This window comes from Microbulbifer sp. CAU 1566, assembly GCF_023156515.1.
GTDB lineage: Bacteria > Pseudomonadota > Gammaproteobacteria > Pseudomonadales > Cellvibrionaceae > Microbulbifer.
The window spans coordinates 298,724-315,985 of record NZ_JALNMG010000003.1; the positions used below are offsets into that span (position 1 = coordinate 298,724).

The 17,262-nt window shown below is 59.0% G+C and carries 13 protein-coding genes; 7 read left to right on the top strand and 6 right to left on the bottom strand.

The genetic code is table 11. The annotated features are described in order from the left end of the window. Positions 1 to 126 precede the first annotated feature (126 nt). Entirely contained in the window at positions 127 to 750 is a 624-nt protein-coding gene (locus M0G74_RS09675; protein ID WP_248216382.1) for a TetR/AcrR family transcriptional regulator, read from the top strand. Between the two features lie 61 nt (positions 751 to 811). Continuing rightward, complete coding sequence (locus M0G74_RS09680; RefSeq protein ID WP_248216383.1) at positions 812 to 2,491, top strand: choline dehydrogenase; 1,680 nt, start codon at positions 812 to 814, stop codon at positions 2,489 to 2,491. On the opposite strand, the gene M0G74_RS09685 is transcribed toward M0G74_RS09680, so the two are convergent. From M0G74_RS09685 to M0G74_RS09710, 6 genes are all read right to left on the bottom strand, one after another. Next, on the bottom strand, positions 2,468 to 3,388 hold the full coding sequence (locus M0G74_RS09685; protein WP_248216384.1) for a dienelactone hydrolase family protein: 921 nt from the start codon (positions 3,386 to 3,388) through the stop codon (positions 2,468 to 2,470). The two genes, M0G74_RS09680 and M0G74_RS09685, sit on opposite strands and share 24 nt — an antisense overlap. A gap of 63 nt (positions 3,389 to 3,451) precedes the next feature. Then, positions 3,452 to 4,987, bottom strand: a complete 1,536-nt coding sequence (locus M0G74_RS09690; RefSeq protein WP_248216385.1) for an NADPH cytochrome P450 oxidoreductase family protein — start codon at positions 4,985 to 4,987, stop codon at positions 3,452 to 3,454. 35 nt (positions 4,988 to 5,022) lie between these two features. After that, a complete protein-coding gene (locus M0G74_RS09695) occupies positions 5,023 to 5,856 on the bottom strand; it encodes a DUF4198 domain-containing protein (RefSeq protein WP_248216386.1) in 834 nt (277 codons plus the stop codon). Between the two features lie 60 nt (positions 5,857 to 5,916). Continuing rightward, positions 5,917 to 6,447, bottom strand: coding sequence for a DUF2271 domain-containing protein (locus M0G74_RS09700; RefSeq protein WP_248216387.1), 531 nt, complete (start codon positions 6,445 to 6,447; stop codon positions 5,917 to 5,919). Positions 6,448 to 6,471: 24 nt separating this feature from the next. Next, a complete protein-coding gene (locus M0G74_RS09705; protein ID WP_248216388.1) occupies positions 6,472 to 7,071 on the bottom strand; it encodes a PepSY-associated TM helix domain-containing protein in 600 nt (199 codons plus the stop codon). Positions 7,072 to 7,281: 210 nt separating this feature from the next. Continuing rightward, complete coding sequence (locus tag M0G74_RS09710; protein ID WP_248216389.1) at positions 7,282 to 8,247, bottom strand: DUF4862 family protein; 966 nt, start codon at positions 8,245 to 8,247, stop codon at positions 7,282 to 7,284. Positions 8,248 to 8,551: 304 nt separating this feature from the next. Between M0G74_RS09710 and mutS the strand changes: the two genes are divergently transcribed. The 5 genes from mutS to M0G74_RS09735 all read left to right on the top strand — a co-directional run bounded on the left by mutS (position 8,552) and on the right by M0G74_RS09735 (position 17,244). Further along, positions 8,552 to 11,236: a DNA mismatch repair protein MutS gene (gene mutS / locus M0G74_RS09715; protein ID WP_248216390.1), complete on the top strand. Its 2,685-nt coding sequence runs from the start codon at positions 8,552 to 8,554 to the stop codon at positions 11,234 to 11,236. A 140-nt stretch (positions 11,237 to 11,376) separates the two neighbouring features. Further along, positions 11,377 to 11,700, top strand: coding sequence for a ferredoxin FdxA (fdxA, locus tag M0G74_RS09720; protein WP_160153982.1), 324 nt, complete (start codon positions 11,377 to 11,379; stop codon positions 11,698 to 11,700). A gap of 198 nt (positions 11,701 to 11,898) precedes the next feature. Next, on the top strand, positions 11,899 to 12,465 hold the full coding sequence (locus M0G74_RS09725) for a hypothetical protein (RefSeq protein ID WP_248216391.1): 567 nt from the start codon (positions 11,899 to 11,901) through the stop codon (positions 12,463 to 12,465). A gap of 426 nt (positions 12,466 to 12,891) precedes the next feature. Next, positions 12,892 to 14,091: an efflux RND transporter periplasmic adaptor subunit gene (locus M0G74_RS09730; protein ID WP_248216392.1), complete on the top strand. Its 1,200-nt coding sequence runs from the start codon at positions 12,892 to 12,894 to the stop codon at positions 14,089 to 14,091. Between the two features lie 12 nt (positions 14,092 to 14,103). Then, positions 14,104 to 17,244 (top strand): efflux RND transporter permease subunit, encoded by a 3,141-nt coding sequence (locus tag M0G74_RS09735; protein WP_248216393.1) that lies wholly within the window; start codon positions 14,104 to 14,106, stop codon positions 17,242 to 17,244. Positions 17,245 to 17,262 lie beyond the last annotated feature (18 nt).

A 17,262-nucleotide genomic window follows, 5' to 3' on the forward strand; every position in this document is an offset into this window, starting at 1 on the left:
ACACATACTTGCTTGTGACAAGTTTGTTTGTTGGTTAGACTGGCGGCAACATGTGATTCGGGCCGCGATTGGCGGACAATAGGTCCCCAAACCAGACCGCCGGACAACCACACACAGGAACCCCCAATGAGCAGCTCCACCGCCAGCAAGCCAGCGCGCATGACCCAGGCAGAGCGCAGCGCCCAGTCCGACAGCCAGATGTTCGACGCCGCCATTCGCCTGATTGTCGACCAGGGCCCACAGCGGGCCACCCTGGCAGAAATTGGCACCAGTGCCGGCTACAGTCGCGGCCTTGCCGCCTACCGCTACAAGACCAAGGATGTGTTCTATTCGGCACTGATCGAACACCTGCACCACCTGTGGTGCGAGGAACTGGAAAGCGCCACCGCGGGCACCAGTGGCTTCGATACCATCATTGCCGCCGTGACCGCGCTACAGAATTTTGTGCGCTCCAACCCCGACCACCTGCGGGCCATGTACAAGCTGTACTACCACACCATCGACCACCACTCGGAAATCACTCAAAAGCTGCAGGAAATTCACCTCAACCAGCGTAAACAAGCGGTACGCTGGATTGGCGAGTGCGCGGATTTTTCCGGCAGCCCGCTTTCGCCAGATGCGTTTGCGGAACAGTACTGTGCGCTGATATTCGGCGGCATTTACCAGTGGCTTGTCAGCCCGGAAGAGATTGATCTGGATCGATTGCTGGAACACAGCAAATACAGCCTGAGAATGATTACCGGCGGATAATGCTCAACATTGCCCGCCCGCGAACAAACTCCAAACAATAAAAAACGGGAAGGAAGCGGTAATGACAAAAACACGTGGCAAGGAAAAATCGAACCAGGGTGTCATAGACCAGGATACGTTCGACTACGTCATCGTCGGCGGTGGTTCCGCCGGCTGCGTGCTGGCCAATCGCCTGAGTGCCGACGGCCGCTTCAGTGTTTGCCTGCTGGAGGCGGGCCCACCGGATGACAGCCTGTTGATCCATATGCCCATTGGCATTGGCTTTCTCGTCGCCGGTGACAAGTACAATCTGCCGCACCACACCACCCCGCAAAAACACCTGAACAACCGCAGCCTCTACTGGCCCAGAGGCAAAACCCTCGGTGGTTGCAGTTCCATCAATGCCATGGTGTATATCCGCGGCAACCCCGGGGATTACGACGATTGGGAAAAAGCCGGCAACCCGGGCTGGAACTGGAAAAACCTGCTGCCCTACTTCCTGAAATCCGAAGGCAACCAGCGCGGCCGCGGCCCACTGCACAACGACACCGGCCCCCTGACCGTTTCCGACCTGCGTTGGAAGACCCGTGCCGGCGCCGCCTTTGTGGATGCGGCGATCAATGCCGGGCACCAGTCCAACAATGACTTCAACGGCCCAAGCCAGTTTGGTTTTGGTTTCTATCAGGTAACCCAGCGCAACGGTCGCCGTTGCTCCACGGCCCGCGCTTACTTAAAACCCGCACAGATTCGCGAAAACCTGACGGTGCTCACCAACGCCCGCGCGGCAAAAATTTTGCTGGATCAAACCAGTGCAAAAGGCGTCGAGTTACTGGACGGAAAGAAAATTTTTGCCAATCGAGAAGTCACTCTTTGCGGCGGCGCACTGCAATCACCACAGTTGTTACAACTTTCCGGCATTGGCAATCAGCAGCAGCTACAAGCGCTGGGTATCGAAACAAAAGTGCATTTACCCGGTGTGGGTGAAAACCTGCAGGATCATCTGGACGTTACCCAGGTGGTCAAAGTCAATCGTCCCATTACCTTTTCCAATTCCCTCTGGCCGACCCTGAAAGCCGCTGCCAGCCTGCCGGAATTTTTGTGGCGTAATCGCGGCCAGCTCACCAGTAACGGCGCCGAGGCCGGTGGCTTCTCCCGCTCTACTTTTGCCAGGGGCTATGCAGATCTGCAGTTTCACCTGACATCGGCGCCACTGTTTGATCACGGCCGTGAGCGCCCCGGTGGCTATGGCTATTCACTGCACGTGTGCGGTCTGCGCCCACTCAGTCGTGGCAATGTGCGACTGCGCTCTGCCGACCCGACGGACTTGCCGCTAGTGGATGCAAACTATCTGGACGAGCAGGAAGACCTGGAAGTACTGATCGAAGGGGTGGAACAGGCGCGGGAAATCATCGAGCAGCCGGCGCTGCAGCAGTACCACAAAGACTGGTGGCTGCCGAAATCCCGATTGAACAATCGCAAAGAGATTGAAGAATTTATTCGCCAGCACGGAGAAAGTGTTTACCACCCGGTGGGCAGCTGCCGCATGGGGAATGATGATCTGGCGGTCGTTGATAACACCCTGCGGGTACACGGTGTAGAGGGATTGCGGGTAGTGGATGCGTCAGTGATGCCGAATATTATCAGCGGCAACACCAACGCACCGGTGATCGCAGTGGCCGAGCGCGCCGCAGAATTGATTCTGGGCGCGGACCGCGATCTGGCCGTAGCAAGTTCGCGCTCAGGTCAGGCGCTTGCCGAATAAGCCGAGCATTTCGCCCCAGGCGCGCTCCGCCTGGGCCTGGTTGTAGGCCATGGAATCCGGCGGGCACCAGCCATGCATGGCGCCCTCATAGACTTCCACCGTGGCATCTACATCTGCCGCTTTGAAGGCTTTACGCAATTCGTCTTTCGCTTCCGGCTGACGTTCGTCGTCGTTTTCGGCAATGGCAACCAGAAATCCGGCTTTGATGTCCGGCACCAGTTTATGCGGGCTGTCGCCGGCGTCCGTCACCAGGCCACCACCATGAAAAGAGGCACCGGCACCAATGCGCTCCGGCATGGCCGCAGCCAGGCGGAACGTATAGGAGCCCGTCATACAGTATCCGGCAGTACCGACCTTCTTCGCAGGGTCTACCGCTGCCTGCTTGTCGAGCCAGGCAACAAATGCTTTTCCGTCCGTCACGCAGGTTTCCGGGGACAAGGTGCCCGCCAGCTCGCGGCCTTTCGGGAAGATGGTTTTGCGCAATTCCGGCCCGATAATTTTGGCATCGTCCGGTACCAGCTGGCCCTGCATGGTTCGGTAATAGGGGTTTACTACCAGCACCGCGTACCCGGACTGAGCCAAGCGCTTGCCCATGTCACGGAAGGCGCGGCGCATGCCGAAAATATCTGGCCATAGAATTACGGCCGGGTGGCGCCCTTCCGCGGGGTGAACAAAATAACAGTCGGCCTCGCCATCCGGGGTGGGCACCATTACCTTGCCCTCAGTTACCTTAACCCCGCTCTCTGCCGCACTTTGCGCAGAAACAGACCAGGGCAAGATGGCCAACAGGCCAGCGCCGACGCCCAAACGCCCGAAACCCCGGCGACTCACGCCCTTACCGAGTCCACGCTGCAGAAAATAGGTTTCCGCATCCTTACTGTTCAGCTCGTCACACATGGCCCACTCCTGTTATTGGTTTTTCAAGACCCTATTTTCCAGACCCTAAAGGAAAAGCCGGATTCAGTACAGGTCTCGCCGGTAGCGCCCGGATTCCAGCAGTGCTTCAAGCTCCCGCTCGCCCAGTAATTGCTGGAGAACTTTGTGCACACCCTCACCCATGCCGGCGCGATTGCCACACACATAGATGTCCGCGCCGCGAGCAATAAAGGCGTGCAATGACTCTTCTTGTGCTGCGAGAAATTCCTGCACATAGCGATATTCGGATTTCCCGCCGCGGGAAAAGACCCGGTCACAGCGGACCAGGGTTCCACGCTTGTGCCAGGCCTCCAGCTCCGCAGCCAGTGGCCGGTCAGCTTGCGGGCAGCGCTCGCCAAAAAGCAGCCAGGCCGGCCCTGGATTTACCTGTGCGACGCGCTCTGCCAGCTGCGCCCGCAGCCCGGCAAGGCCACTACCGGCACCGATCAGCAGTAAGGGACGCTGGTGATCCGGGGTGTGGCAATTACCGTTTTCCCGCAGACTGCCGGCAAACAGCTCGCCGGTTTCGCAGAACTCCGTCAACCAGCCGGAACCCAGCCCCAGTTGCCCATCCTTGCTGAATTGCTGCCGCACGATCAATTTCACAGCGCGCTCTTCGCCGCAGGAAGCCACGGAATACTCGCGCGCGGGCAACAGGGGGAACTCGGAAAAGTCCCCCCGCAGCAGCTTGTCCCGGTCAAACACCGCTTCCGGCAGTGCGCGATCGCGCAACCAGGCCTGTAGCGTCTGGCCGCGACCACCGACGACAATCCACTGGCTGCCATCCAATTGCTGCCGCGCAAGCCAGCGGGACACCTGCGCCCGCTCCTGGCGGGGCTGCAGAACAAACACATCGCCCGCGCGCCACTTGGGCCAGTCGTTCACCGCCCGCAGCGTCAACTCAAACAGAGGCGCCCCTGGACTGCCGGGGTTAAGCAAACGCCGCCCCGCCAGTCGCCACCAGATACTGGACCTGCTGATTGCATTGCCGACTTCCTCAGGCTGGGGCGCGCTGAACCAGGCTGGCATGGCACTGGCAACACCACTGGTATCACCGCGGGCACCGTCGACCTTGTGTATTGGCTCCAGCGCTTTCGCACCCAGTTGCGCCATGCCGTCGAACAGCAGTTGCCCAAAGGCACAGAAGCGCTCGTAGGTACTGTCACCCAGGGCGACAACGGCATAAGAAAGGTGGGAGAGGTCCAGTCCGGCAGCGCTGCCGCCACTGAGGTAATTTCTGGCGAAACGCTGACCGTTGTCCGGCGCCTCCCCTTCCCCATATGTGGCAACAACAAACAGCGCTTTTTTCGCGGCTTGCAGTGCCTCAGAAGATACCTGGCTCAACGGCAGCACCGTCACCGGCTGCGAAGGCTCCAGGTGGGCTGCGCTCTGGCGAGCCAGCGTAGCGGCTGTACCGCTCTGGCTGGCATAGGCGATGAGTACACCGCCGGCCTTTTGCGACAGCTGCTGGCGACGCGTCGCCTGCAGCGTGCGGCGGTGGCGCAACACAAGAATCAGCACCCACAGGAGCCAGAGCAAGGTGCAGCTCAATGCGATTGCTAGGCGCTGGAATTCTGTCACCCGCTGACTCCCGGTTTGCGACGGATTTTCAATGGTTACAGTGGCAGTACTTCGAAGGTAGCGGTGTAGGAACCGCGGCGACTGGTCGCCGGCGCTTTGGCTTTACCGTCTTCGTATTCTGCTTCCATAAAGTACTGCCCCGCACTCGGCCAGGTGACGCTGAACTGACCAGCGGCATCCGCCTTCACCTTGATTTCATCCTGGCTGTCACGGTAACGGCTGCCACCGGGGATCAACATGACTTCGGCATTTTTTGCCGGCTCGCCATCAATCAGCAATTTAAAGTTTGCGCTCTCTCCGGCGTAGAGGTCGTTCGGGTGGGTCACCGGCACCAGTTCCAGGCCAACACCCTGGGGCTTGAGTACAGCGTCCGAAGGCGCACCCAAGGTAACGAAGGTTTCTATACGGCGGGAGCTCTGGGTAACCCGCAGCTCTTTGGCATTTTTGGGGACGGCCGTTGCGAAGTCCGCATCGTTTGCCTGTTGACCGCGGCCCGGCCACATATGGCGCTTGCCGTCTTCATCTTTCCACACTGCGCGGAGGCCGGAAGAAGCCAGTCCAACCCGGTAAGTACCCTCACCGTTCAACTGCAGATCAAACGTACTGCGGTATTTGCCTCTGGCGCTATTTTCCAGTGCAACCGATTCGCCGTTGGGCGCAGTTGCGGTCACAGATTCAATTCCCATGGCAACGTGATCCGGGAAGAAAATCGTATTGGATACGGCCGCATCAAACGTAACGTAGGGCGCCTCACCAGAAAGTACCGTGGAGCTGGGCAGAATCCAGGCGCGGTGTGCTTGCGCCTGCATGGCGACGCCGGCAGTCATGAGGCCGGCCAGTAAAACTTTACCGAGGGAGGAGTGTTTCATCAGAATGTCCTTTCTTTTATACGGATTGGCAGTCGGGCAAATAGCTATCGAGTAACTTGTTTAGGGCAGCAGGGCAACCTGAATGCTGCCCAGCTCTTCTTTTCCTTTGGCAGACAGTGGCAAGCTGGATTTTTCCAGTGGCCAGGTAAGGGGGATTTCGATCAGCTCACGACCGCCCACTTCCCGTGCAGCCTCAATACGCAGGCGATATTTGCCCGGCGCCAACTTGGCGAGATCGCTGTCGGCGATAGCCACTTCCAGCGCGTGTTCACCGGGGCCGTAGGTGGCGGAGGTGATACCGTCCACCGGAACATCCAGTCCGCGCCCGCCACGGCGCCACCACTGGCGCAAATCCTTGAGCCATTTTTCGCCTTCGTTGTTGCGCATCTCCAGGTCATACCACACGGCAATCTGGGTCGCTTTGCGGGATTCATCCTCCAGCCATACCGCCACATAGGGGTTGTGGTATTCCGCTACATTGAGGCGCGGGATTTCGATGCTCACTTTCAGGCTCTCAGCCTGAACTGCGCTCGCCGCACCCAGGCCAAACAGCGCAACGGCCACCAGCTTTTTGAACAACTTCATTTCCATGTCTTTTCCCGATCGTCGATAGAGTTAGTGAATAAATACGAGGGCGATCACCAGCGGAATCAACACCCCCAGTGCCGTAATCGGCCAGGTGGAAACCCTTCTGCTGGACTGCTGCCAAAGCAGCCAGAAGCCCGTCAGACAGAAGACTACGCAGGCGACCGCAAAGACATCCAGGTACCAGCGCCAGGCGCTGCCGGTATCCCGGCCCTTGTGCAGGTCATTGAAATACGCGATCCAACCGCGATCGGTACTTTCAAAAATCAGTTCGCCAGTCTCCGGAACCAGCGACAGCCAGGCATCGCCGCCGGGTTTCGGCATGGCCAGATAGAACTCCCCGTCATCCCAGTCGCCACGATGCCGACGAGGGACGAGGATGCGATGCTCCTCGGCCAGCCACTCGATCAAATCCGCGGGCAAATACGGTTCAGCGAGTTCGCCAGGCCGCCAATCCTGAATCAGCGCCTCGGGCACAACCAGCTCATGGCTCACCAGCTTTGGTGTGGCCGGTATCTCGCCGGCGTGATTGAGGGTGATGCCAGTAATGGCAAACAGCAGCATCCCGACCAGGCACATCGCAGAGCTGATCCAGTGCCACTGACGCACGGTTCCGAAAGAAATTGCCACGGATGCCGGATTCCTGTTCCCGAGTCTGAATAGTCAAAGAACGAGATGATAATGCATCTCATTTGTAAGCTAAAGTGACGGAGGGCGGAAAAGCGGTTAATTACTGTAAAGACGGGAGACAGAAAGCCAGCAAATAGCATTGGGTACTTCAACCTGAAGCGTGATCAAAAACACAAAAAAAAAGGGCCGGTCAATGGCCGGCCCTGTACATCACCGCCCAGATATCAGTAAATCCAGCGCGGCCAGGCAGTCCCGGTTGTAGGCTACCCGGGTGGCCCCATCCAACGCTTGCGGGCGCACGCCGATTTTCGCTCCAATAAAATCGAGCCTTTGCCACTCTGCAGCTTCCAGGCTCAAAGCCATTTGATCACGAGTGAGTAATGATCCATTTGCAAAATGCCCACCGGGAAAAATTTCGGCCGGTGGCATATGGGTATCACGCCAGGCACCGTAGGGTGTTTCACAATCGGAAATCCCAGAGAACATCAGACCACGCAGTAGCCCGGCCTCGCGCGCAAGTCGAAGATGCTCCAGCGGGCCCTCGATGCTGCGCGTTTCCAGGGCCGAGCGCCCCCAGTTAATAGAAAGCCCCAGGTTACTACCGCACTGTTGATTAACCGCAAGAATGGATTCTATTTCTTCCTCAAGCGTCAAAAAGCCCTTTTCGGGTTTCAAGCCTTCAACAAACGCATCGCAGTGCTCAATCACCAAGCCGGCGCCATCCCAGTCCCAGGATACGATTTCTTCCAGAGAGCGCTTGAGCGCATCGGAGGACGACGGGGCCCCTGTGCGGTTGGGGCTGGTATGCAACTGGATAGTTTCAACGGCTTTTCGTCCCAGGTGGCCATTGAGTTTGATCACCGCGGCATGCATTTGCCGGTAAAAATCGATTCCGGCAGTACGCCCTGACTCGACATCAGAGGCGATACCAAAGGTACCGTCCTTAGCCAGCCGCCCCATGACGCCCGGGACGCCGGTGAACACAAAGCTCCAGTCGGGATCAATATTGCGGAGGAACCATTCGTCATCGTGGGCATGCAACTGGCCGGTAAACGGATGCTCGATACCCCGGATATTCTCTATCTGCTTGATGCCATTCAGATAGGACTCCTGCAACTCCGGTTGCCAGCTGTCCGATACGGGAGCTGTGGCGTAGGCACCTAAGATATATTTCATATGCTGATTGCGATTCCTGAGGATATGGAAAGTCCACCATTATACGGATGCACCTCATCCCGACCCAACGGTCCCTTCTTCATCACCTTATCCGTCACCTTATCCGTCACCTTATCCGTCACCTTATCCGTCACCTTCTTCGCCGCCCTTACCCACCAGCTAAACCCGCCACACTCACGCGCCAATAGTGGTTTACCCCCACGTTTGGTATCCTCTGCGCCAGCTTGAGCAGTGCCGATGCCCGTTCGGTGCGCCTCCCAGACAAGACCACAACCCCCTGATTTTAAAAGAATTATCAAATCCAATGCCCGCAACTGCCGCTGCCAATAAGAACCAGAAACCCGAACATACGCCAATGATGGTCCAGTATTTGCGGATCAAGGCCGAGCACCCCCAGGAGCTGGTGTTTTACCGCATGGGTGACTTCTACGAGCTGTTCTACGACGACGCCAAGCGGGCGGCGGAACTGCTGGATGTGACCCTCACCGCCCGCGGCAAGTCCGGGGGACAGCCGATCCCCATGGCGGGAATTCCCTACCATGCGGCGGAGGGCTACCTGGCGCGGTTGATCAAAGCCGGTGTGTCGGTGGCCATTGCCGAGCAGTTTGGCGACCCGGCCACGACAAAAGGACCGGTAGAGCGCAAGGTAGTGCGCATCGTTACCCCGGGCACCGTGACCGACGAGGCGCTGCTGAACGAACGCCGGGACAACCTGCTGGCCGCGACCGTACTGGTGAGCGACAAATTTGGCCTGGCGCTATTGGACGTGGGCACCGGACATTTTGCGGTGCAGGAAGTGGAATCCCTGGAAGCGTTAACCGAACAGGTACAGCGCTACAGCCCCACCGAGTTGCTGGTCTCTGAAGACCTGACCCTGCCGGCGGAAATCGAGCGCCGTCCGGGTATGCGCCGCCGCGCGCCCTGGGAATTCGACCTGGAAAGCGCCCTGCGTCTGTTGAATCGCCAGTTCGGCACCATGGACCTCGAGGCCTTCGGCTGCAGCCATATGCACGCGGCCCTGTGTGCCGCGGGTTGCCTGTTGCAATACGCGCGCGATACCCAGCGCACCGAACTACCCCACATTCGCACCCTGCGCACCGAACGCAGTGAAGATACCGTGGCCCTGGACCCCGCCAGCCGCCGCAACCTGGAAATCGACAGCAACCTCAACGGCGGCGATGACAATACCCTGCTGTCGGTTTTCGATGCCTGCAAAACCGCCATGGGCAGTCGCCTGTTGCGCCGCTGGCTGAACAATCCCCTGCGCAACCTCTCCACGCTGCAGCAACGCCAACAGGCGATTGCCGCGCTGATTGGCGACTACCGCTTCGAGCCACTGCGCGATGCGCTCAAGCCCATTGGCGATATGGAGCGCATCCTCGGCCGCCTGGCCCTGCGCTCCGCCCGCCCCCGCGACCTGTCGCGCCTGGGTATGTCCCTGGCCCAGTTTCCCGAGCTGCAGAGCCAGCTCAGTGAGACCGGTGCACCATTACTCGGTCAGTTGAGTCGGGAGATGGGTGAGTGGCCACAAACGGTCGAGTTGCTGCAGCGCGCGTTGGTGGAGAACCCGCCGGTAGTCATCCGCGAGGGCGGCGTGATCGCCGACGGCTATGACGAGGAACTGGACGAGCTGCGCGGCATCAGCGAAAACGCCGGGGACTATTTAGTGCAGCTGGAAGTGCGCGAGAAAGAGCGCACCGGTATCCCGACGTTAAAAGTGGGCTACAACCGGGTGCACGGTTACTTTATCGAAATCAGCCGCGGCCAGAGTGACAAAGCCCCCGCGGACTATATCCGGCGCCAGACCCTGAAAAATGCCGAGCGCTTTATCACGCCCGAGCTGAAGGAGTTTGAAGACAAGGCACTGTCGGCCAAGAGCCGCGCCCTGGCCCGGGAAAAGTTCCTGTACGAGGAACTGATCACCACTCTGAACGAACACCTCGCTGAGCTTCAGACCGCGGCCGCGGCAGTCTCCCAGCTGGACGTCCTCGCCAATATGGCCGAGCGCGCGGACCAGCTGCGTTTGACCCAACCGGAGCTGTCGGAAAAACCGGGTATCCATGTCGAGGGCGGTCGCCACCCGGTGGTGGAACAGGTACTCGACGACCCGTTTGTGGCCAACGACATCGACCTGCACGCATCCCGCCGCATGCTGGTAATCACCGGCCCGAACATGGGTGGTAAGTCGACCTATATGCGCCAGACCGCGCTGATCGCCCTGCTCGCCCACTGCGGCAGTTTCGTGCCCGCCGACAGCGCCCGTATCGGCCTGCTGGACCGTATATTCACCCGCATCGGCAGTGCCGACGACCTCGCCGGTGGACGCTCCACATTCATGGTGGAGATGACCGAAACGGCGAATATCCTGCGCAACGCCAGCGAACACAGCCTGATCCTGATGGACGAGATCGGCCGTGGTACCAGTACCTACGACGGGCTGTCACTGGCCTGGGCCTGCGCCCAGTTTCTGGCGGACCGGGTGCGCGCCTTTACCCTGTTCGCCACCCACTATTTCGAGCTGACCGAACTGCCGCAGCAGTGCTCGGAGGCGGCCAACATCCACCTGAACGCCACCGAGCACGGGGATTCCATCGTGTTTCTGCACCGTATTCAGGAGGGCCCCGCGTCCAAGAGCTACGGATTGCAGGTTGCCAAGCTGGCCGGTATTCCACAGGAAGTACTGGACGAAGCCAAGGCGCGGCTCGCCGCCCTGGAAGCAGGCCACACCACCCGCGACTCTGGCCCCGGCGCACCAGCGCAGAAAACCGTGCAACCAGCAGCGCCAGAACCGGCACCAACGCCATCACAAGAGCCATCACAAGCGGCAAAATCCCCCGCTGCGCCAGCAAAGCCTGCCGCCCCTGCACAGGTCGACCTGTTTGGCAGCGCCCCGCACCCGGCGGTTGAGGCACTGGAGTCCCTGGATCCGGACGACCTGACCCCGCGCCAAGCGCTGGAACAACTCTACGCCCTGCGCAAATTGTTATAAGCACCCAACCAATTCGACTCAAAAGCCACTACAATTCGCGCCATTACTTGCTAAAATCCGCTGCTTTCAGAATTAGGCACAGCTCCTTGTGGGGAGCTGGCCGGGCAGCGGCCACGCCATAGCATCATCGAGGGACAAAAATGACATTCGTAATTGGGGAAAACTGCATCAAGTGCAAGTACACCGACTGTGTGGAAGTGTGCCCGGTAGACTGCTTCTACGAAGGCCCCAACTTCCTGGTGATCCACCCCGACGAGTGCATCGACTGCGCCCTGTGCGAGCCTGAGTGTCCGGCTAACGCCATCTTCTCGGAAGACGAAGTGCCGGATGATCAGCAAGAATATATCGAGCTAAACGCCGAACTTGCCGAAGTGTGGCCAAACATCACCGAGAAAAAAGATCCGCTACCGGATGCAGCAGAGTGGGATGGCAAAACGGGCAAATTGGAATTGCTTGAGCGCTGAAACACCGCTACAGATTTAAAAAGCCGTCTGGTCCAGACGGCTTTTTTCGTTTCAGGGGCTCTACAAACTCTCAGGCGCTATTGATTGCCCCACCAGAAACCTTCTTGAAAACCATCTCGAAATCCTGTTAGAAATCCTGTTAGAAAACCACCTAAAGAACCCCATCTACAGAATCATTAAGAAAGAACCCTTACCGGTATGTCGACCATAAAATCCCTTCGCATCCTGTTGCGTCGTACCATGGCCATCGCCCTGCTCAGCCTGCCGATGGAAGTCCTTTGTAGTGACGACCGTCGTATTGTTCTGGCTCTGGATGACACCCTGTCTCCGGGTGCCTCCGAGTTACTACAAAATGCCCTGGAAGAACTCGACCTCAGAGCAACGCTGATCCAGCCCGAGCGTCCCCCGCTTAGCAAGCGCGCCTCTCTGCAAACGTTCCAGCACGTTAGCCGCGCCCAACAACTACTCGCCAACCTGAAACGCCGACAACCAATGGATTTCAATATGGCGCTGCCCGATATCCCGGGAAAATCCACCACCAATGCGATACCTCACTGGGACTTGTTGTCACACCAGCAGCATGAGGAAGACCCTGCGGAAATTGCCGATTTCGTATTAGAAAATGCCTCTCCCGGTGCAGTGCTACTGCTGCGCCCTTTAACCACTACGCACGATCCGGTACTCAGGGCATTGCCAATTATCAGCTCGCGACTGCGCGATGCCGGCTATGAGGTCACAACACTTTCCGAACTGTTGCAGGCGTGACCTGCATCACTCGCCCCTTTTAGCCCGCATTTAGCCCGCAGAAAGAACTCGCAGAAAGACCCCGGTTACCCAGCGCAGGGATTTGCGCTGGCCATTCCCCCGGGCAACCCATTAAAGGACAAACGTTTAACAACTGCCCACTTGAATATCCCAAATACTTCACCTCATCGGCAGCTCACTCGACATCTAACCCGCCACCTTCGACCTCCCCAACTATTTTTTTTGCGCCCGCATCCAAACGGCCACTCCAAGCAGTCATAAAAAAGAACTTTACAGGCATTCACCGACAATCCAGCTCATCCCGGCTTCCGGTGGATAGGCAAACCTTGGCCTTTCGTGATGTTATCGGAGTGTTCCACTACGGAGGCCGCCCCTGGCGCTAACTCGGCCAGGCGAACACGGAAAAATTACAGGCAAATGGGAAAAATGAATAACAAATACTGGAAAGCGGCAGCACCGGTCGCGGTGCTGGCAGTCGCATTTGGGGCGGTACAACTCATGTCGGCGGCGAAACCAGAGCCGGAAAAGAAGGAAGAGGAGCAGCGTCTGGTTTCACTGGTCTACTCCGAGGCCAGAGAAGAAGCCGTACACCTGTCGGTGTCCACCCAGGGTGAAGTACGCGCCCATACGGAAATCGACCTGACACCACAAATCTCCGGCCGCATTGTCGCCATTGCCGACCGCTTTGCCGAGGGCGCCGGTTTTGAGTCCGGCGAAACGCTGATCCAATTGGACGATGCGGACTACCAGCTGGCGGTCGCGCAGGCAGAAGCCGGTGTCGCCCAGGCGGAGGTCCTGCTACTGCAGGCCAAAGCAGCAGCGACGGTGAAGCGACAGCAGTGGCTCAACCTGAATCCGAATAAAGAACCCACCCCCTTGCAGGTCAACCAGCCCCAGGTCGCAGAGGCGGAAAGCAAATTGCGTTCGGCCCAGGCCGAATTGGCAGATGCCAAACTGAACCTCTCCCGCACCAAGATCAATTTGCCCTTCCGCGGTCGTGTGATGGCGCGCAATGTCGGTGTTGGCCAGTATGTAACGCCCAGCACCGCGCTCGGTCGTGTATTTGCCACCGATCGGGTGGAAGTACGCCTTCCCCTGACCGATTCACAGCTGCAGGAATTGGGTCTGCCCATGGGCTTTGTCGCCACCGCGAATCACCGCGGCCCAGAGGTCACCCTGTCTGCTTTGGTCGGCAGCCAGGAACACCAGTGGCAGGGGCGCATTGTGCGCACCCAGGCAAACATCGACCAGCAAACCCGCCTGATCTACGCCGTGGCAGAGGTCAATGACCCCTACGGCAAAGGCGCCAGCCGCGTTGGCGACAGCGCTACGCCACTGGCGGTCGGGTTATTCGTATCTGCCGAAGCGGAAGGTGTGCAGGAGCGCCAGGCGGTGGTCATGCCACGGGAAGCCCTGCGCAACGCCGACAAGGTGTATGTAGTCGATAAAAACGATCGCCTCAGCATCCGCACTGTGAATGTACTGTCGACCTCCGAGAACCGCGTGGTGATTGCCTCCGGCATCCGCGATGGCGAGCGGGTAGTGACCTCCACCGTGGCCAATGCGGTCGACGGCATGGCGGTACAACCCATTACCCACCTGGCTCGCAACCTTTCGCAGAACTAACGGAGCGCACACATGAATAGTCTGATTGCCTGGTGGGCGCGCAATAGTGTCGCCGCCAATCTCGCGATGATCGGTATTTTTGTCGCCGGTCTGATTGGTTTTTCCAGTATGGAACGGGAAATGGATCCCCAGGTGCGCTTCCCCGGTCTGGAGATCCGGGTGAACTGGCCCGGCGCCGCCCCACAGGAAGTGGAAGAACAAATCGTCTCCCGTATCGAGGAGGCGGTCAGTGACCTCGACAACATCGATTGGGTGCGCTCTACCTCTTCTGAAGGCCAGGGTGAGGTTTACATCCTCGCGGAAACCACCGTGGATTTTGCCCGTTTTATGAACGACGTGAAGATCCGCGTGGACGGCATCTCATCTTTCCCCCGTGACATAGAACCGCCGCAGGTACACCAGTGGGTCAACCGCCAGGAATTTATCCGCGTGGCCGTGCACGGTGACCTGAGCGAGCGGGAACTCAAACGACTGGCAGAGCAGTTGCGCCGCGAGGCCACCACCCTGCCGGCAATTTCCGTGGTGGAGCTGTTCGGCACCCGCATGGAAGAGGTTTCCATCGAGGTCAGCGAACAGGCCCTGCGCCGCTACGGCATGACCTTTCAGGAACTGGCAGATGCCATCCGCAACAGCTCGATCAACCAGTCGGCCGGTACCGTGCGCACCGAAGTGGGCGCCTATCAGCTGAAGGTACGCAACCAGGCCGACAGCGAGCAGGAATTTGCCAATATCATCGTGCGCCAGACCGCCGACGGCGGCACCATTCGTGTGGGCGATGTGGCCGAGGTCATCGACGGTTTTGAAGACAACGAAATCCTGGCCACCCTGAACGGCGAACCGGCCGTGTTGCTGCAGGTCATGAGCACGGAAACCATGGATATCGTCACCGCTTCAGACGCCATCCGCAAATGGATCGACGAGCGCAGCAAAACCCTGCCCGCCGGTGCCAAGCTCACCCTGTGGACCGACAACGCTGAGGATTTCAAAGGCCGCATGGAAACCATCAGCAGCTCTGCGTTCCAGGGTTTGCTGCTGGTGCTACTGGTGCTGGTCTTCAGCCTGCGCCCGAAAGTGGCCTTCTGGGTGGCAACCGGTATCGCCACCGCCTACGCCGGTGCCTTTGTACTGTTGCCGAGCGTGGGGGTATCCCTGAATATGCTCTCCACCTTTGCCTTCCTGCTGGTACTGGGCATCGTGGTGGACGACGCCATTGTGGTTGGGGAATCCATTCACTCGGAATCCCACAACCCGGAAAACCAGCACCCCGGCGGCGGCCTGAACGCGGCGGTCCTCGGGACCCAGCTGGTGGCGAAGCCGGTGATCTTTGCGGTAGTGACCACCATCCTGGCGTTTTTACCCTGGATTTTTATCAGCGGTTCCACCAGTGAGTTCACCCGTCACATCACCTGGGTGGTGATCCTCGCCCTGCTCTTCTCGCTGATTGAGTCCCTGTTCATTCTGCCGGCCCACCTCAGCAAGCTGAAACCGATCACCGAACCCGGCCGCTTCGGACGCGTGCAACAGCGCATCGCCGACAGCATCATTTACTTCGCCCAGAACCACTATCGCCGTATCGGCCAGTGGGCCGTGGATCGGCGCTACCTGACCCTGAGTATCTTTATTGCCGTCATCATGATCGGTTTCGGCCTGTTCGGCAGTGGCTGGGTAAAGAAAGGCTTTATGCCGGATATTGAATCCGATCAGGTCATCGTCAACGTCATCATGCCGGAGGGCGCCCCTTACAGCCGCGCACTGGAAGTACTGGCGCAGTTACAGGATGCGGAAAAGCAGCTGGAAGAAGAAGTAAACCAGCGCACCAATGGCGAAGGCGTGCTGATCGAAAACTGGTATACCCGCTCCCGTCGCGACAGCGTTATGGCCATTGTGCAACTGGCGCCACCGGAAACCCGCGACATGTCCGCCAAGGACGCCGCACTGCGTCTGCGGGAGCTGCTCGGTGATGTGCCGGACGCAAAAGAGGTGTCCGTACAGTACTCCCTCAACAATAACGGCCCGGGGTTCGAGCTCTCCATCCGCCACCCGGACCTGGATATTCTGCGCGCAGCCACCGCCGACCTGGAAACCCAGCTGCGCAGTTATGAAAGCCTGTATGACGTGCGCAACAACCTCGAAGGTGCCTCGGAAGAAATCCGTATCGACCTCAAGCCCGGCGCCACCAAGCTTGGGCTGACCCTGGCCGATGTCAACCGCCAGGTACGTCAGGCCTATTTCGGTGAAGAAGTGCAGCGGCTGCCCCGTGCCGGACAAGATGTCAAAGTCATGGTGCGCTACCCGCTGGAGTCCCGTCGCTCCATCGAGAGCCTGAAAGACTTCCGCGTGCGCACCAGTGACGGCCGTGAGGTCCCCCTGCTGGCGGTCGCAGATCTGGAATACGCACCGGGTATCAAGCGTATCCAGCGCTGGAACGGCAATCGCGCAGCGCGGGTAATGGCAGACCTGAAAGACGATGTGCGCGGCGACATCATGAAGGACCTGAACGAAAACTTTTTCCCCGAATGGGAAAAACGTTACCCCGGCATTATTCGCGGCGCCGTGGGTCAGGCCGAGGGTGAGAAGCGTTTTATCCAGGAAGTACTGGGGCTCTACATCATGGCCTTCTTCGGCATGTACAGCCTGCTGGCCGTGGCTTTCCGCAGCTACTCCCAGCCTATCCTGATCCTGGTCGCCATTCCCTTCGCCTTCGTCGGTGCCATTTTCGGCCACGGCGTGATGGGCATGACCATGGCCATCTTCAGTTACTTCGGCATTGCCGCGGCCGCGGGGGTGGTGGTGAATGACAACCTGGTGTTGATGGACCGCTGCAACCGGCTGCGGGATCAGGGCATGGAGCCCATCAAAGCCATTGTGGAAGCCGGTGTCTCCCGCTTCCGCCCGATCCTGCTGACCACCGTCACCACCATTGTCGGCCTGGTGCCGATGATGCTGGAGCGCAGTATCCAGGCAGCCTTCCTGCAACCCATTGTTGTGGCACTGGCGTTCGGGGTGTTTGTGGCCTTCTTCGTCACCCTGCTACTGGTACCGGCGCTCTACTCCATTGGACTCGATATTGCGACAGCGACTGGCCAGGTTAAATCCTGGATCGGTTCACGGCTCTTTGGGCAGCAGCGCCAGCCAGTGACGCCGGCAGAATAGCGCGACCACTACCAGTTC